The 1,014-nt window shown below is 28.5% G+C and carries 1 protein-coding gene; it reads left to right on the top strand.

What is annotated here, in order from left to right; all coding sequences use genetic code 11:
- Nucleotides 1–262: 262 nt before the first annotated feature.
- Nucleotides 263–742: a hypothetical protein gene (locus AWW72_RS18660; protein ID WP_062848318.1), complete on the top strand. Its 480-nt coding sequence runs from the start codon at nt 263–265 to the stop codon at nt 740–742.
- Nucleotides 743–1,014 lie beyond the last annotated feature (272 nt).

The raw sequence follows: 1,014 nt of genomic DNA, 5'->3' as shown, positions 1-1,014 counted from the left end.
AAAATACTATTTTACTTTTTTAAAGTAGACCTTTATACTTGGTTTTAGATATAAATTTTCAAAAGAAGTTGAAACATTTTATTAATTGGAAACTTAAATTTTACTTGTTGCATCACAAATAATAAAAATAATGTGACTTATATTGTTTTTAATTTACATTAAAACTATGGAAGAAACATATATCACCTAAAGCTTTACATTTATTAATACATGAAAAGTCATACTTTAATTTGGATAATTTAAATACTTTAGGATAATAAAAATGCCACAATACCTACGCTTAGCTGACAATCTATATAACGTATTTGAGCAAAAACAGTTGTTTACGTATGACTCTCAAGAGTTAGTTAATTTAATTTTTAGAGAATTGAGAAAGGCTCTCAAAGATACAGATCTTAAGCTTCTGGTAAATTTTATTGATATGGAGAAAGGACTTATAAAATCTCAGGAGGGAGATTCAGGTTTTGATCTGAGCTTAATTCCTAATTATAAAAATAAAGGTGAGTTTATACTTTGGCTAGCTGTTTTTATTGAGAAAATGACAGAAGGTGGAGTTAAGAAACTTCCTCCTTTATACAAGAATATACCTGAAGACTTTACGTTTACATTTAAGGAAAAACAAACTTTACGACAAGTTACGGAGCAAAAAATATTTCCAGATATTGAAATTAACCCAGCCCATGAGGAGATCATGGCATATTTTGAAAGTGTGGATTTTAAAAAAAATAGTGGAAGTATTTAGGATATCTGCTACACAAAATAAATCCTTGGCTTGAATGCAAGTTGCTATTAGGTCTCAATATTCTGAATAATATAAATTAAATCCGTATTTAATCGATGATTCTAACGCTCTTTTCAATCGTAAAAGAGCGTTTTTATTTTAATTATTGATGATTAACAGTTGATCCCATCTGAAAGGATTCTTACTCAATTTATCTCTACTCATCGACCAATTTCTGTTTGGTACGAAGCAAGGCCCAATAGCAATTTTTTTCTTACCGAATCTTTGATGAA

The sequence above is a fragment of the Acinetobacter sp. NRRL B-65365 genome, from assembly GCF_001605865.1.
Classification (GTDB): Bacteria; Pseudomonadota; Gammaproteobacteria; order Pseudomonadales; family Moraxellaceae; genus Acinetobacter; species Acinetobacter vivianii.
This window is presented reverse-complemented; position numbering and strand designations above follow the sequence as displayed.